Annotated in this window: 1 tRNA gene and 1 rRNA gene; both read left to right on the forward strand. The window is 53.3% G+C overall.

Annotation, left to right across the window (positions count from 1 at the left end):
• Positions 1-207: 207 nt before the first annotated feature.
• Positions 208-1,747 (forward strand): 16S ribosomal RNA (locus DS878_RS08020).
• 109 nt (positions 1,748-1,856) lie between these two features.
• A tRNA-Ile gene (locus DS878_RS08025) sits at positions 1,857-1,933 on the forward strand.

Below are 1,933 nucleotides of genomic sequence, written 5' to 3' on the forward strand. Positions count from 1 at the left end.
AATAAACGGTTGACAAGGCGGCGAGAGGATGTAGAATACGCCACCTTGATTGAGCAACGGCTCAAACGCTCTTTAACAAATTGACCAAGTAATTCGTGTGGGCGCTGGCTGGAGTATTTCGACAAGAAATACCAAGGCAAGCGACTCGTCGAAAATTGAGTTTTGTCTTGAGCAAGAATTAAGAATCTACGGATTCTTGTATGATTTAAACTGAAGAGTTTGATCATGGCTCAGATTGAACGCTGGCGGCAGGCTTAACACATGCAAGTCGAGCGGAAACGATGGTAGCTTGCTACCAGGCGTCGAGCGGCGGACGGGTGAGTAATGCTTAGGAATCTGCCCAGTAGTGGGGGATAGCCCGGGGAAACCCGGATTAATACCGCATACGCCCTTTTGGGGAAAGCAGGGGATCTTCGGACCTTGCGCTATTGGATGAGCCTAAGTCGGATTAGCTAGTTGGTGGGGTAAAGGCCCACCAAGGCGACGATCCGTAGCTGGTCTGAGAGGATGATCAGCCACATCGGGACTGAGACACGGCCCGAACTCCTACGGGAGGCAGCAGTGGGGAATATTGGACAATGGGGGCAACCCTGATCCAGCCATGCCGCGTGTGTGAAGAAGGCTTTCGGGTTGTAAAGCACTTTCAGTGAGGAGGAAGGCTTTCAGACTAATACTCTGGAAGATTGACGTTACTCACAGAAGAAGCACCGGCTAACTCCGTGCCAGCAGCCGCGGTAATACGGAGGGTGCAAGCGTTAATCGGAATTACTGGGCGTAAAGCGCGCGTAGGTGGTTGAGTAAGCGAGATGTGAAAGCCCCGGGCTTAACCTGGGAACGGCATTTCGAACTGCTCGGCTAGAGTGTGGTAGAGGGTAGTGGAATTTCCTGTGTAGCGGTGAAATGCGTAGATATAGGAAGGAACACCAGTGGCGAAGGCGGCTACCTGGATCAACACTGACACTGAGGTGCGAAAGCGTGGGGAGCAAACAGGATTAGATACCCTGGTAGTCCACGCCGTAAACGATGTCAACTAGCCGTTGGGGATCTTGAATCCTTAGTGGCGCAGCTAACGCACTAAGTTGACCGCCTGGGGAGTACGGCCGCAAGGTTAAAACTCAAATGAATTGACGGGGGCCCGCACAAGCGGTGGAGCATGTGGTTTAATTCGACGCAACGCGAAGAACCTTACCTGGCCTTGACATGCAGAGAACTTTCCAGAGATGGATTGGTGCCTTCGGGAACTCTGACACAGGTGCTGCATGGCCGTCGTCAGCTCGTGTCGTGAGATGTTGGGTTAAGTCCCGTAACGAGCGCAACCCCTATCCCTAGTTGCTAGCAGTTCGGCTGAGAACTCTAGGGAGACTGCCGGTGACAAACCGGAGGAAGGTGGGGATGACGTCAGGTCATCATGGCCCTTACGGCCAGGGCTACACACGTGCTACAATGGTGCGTACAGAGGGTTGCAAACCCGCGAGGGGGAGCTAATCTCACAAAACGCATCGTAGTCCGGATCGGAGTCTGCAACTCGACTCCGTGAAGTCGGAATCGCTAGTAATCGTGAATCAGAATGTCACGGTGAATACGTTCCCGGGCCTTGTACACACCGCCCGTCACACCATGGGAGTGGATTGCACCAGAAGTAGTTAGTCTAACCTTCGGGAGGACGATTACCACGGTGTGGTTCATGACTGGGGTGAAGTCGTAACAAGGTAGCCCTAGGGGAACCTGGGGCTGGATCACCTCCTTAAACGAAGTCGAAGCTTCGGTCAGAGTCCACACGAATTACTTGGTTGATTGATAGAGAGAGCAAGGGTCTTTGCAGGCCCGACTTGGCTTATCTTCGGATGGGCAAAACCGGGTCTGTAGCTCAGGTGGTTAGAGCGCACCCCTGATAAGGGTGAGGTCGGTGGTTCAAGTCCACCCAGACCCACCA

This window comes from Marinobacter sp. F3R11 (assembly GCF_003318275.1).
GTDB lineage: Bacteria > Pseudomonadota > Gammaproteobacteria > Pseudomonadales > Oleiphilaceae > Marinobacter.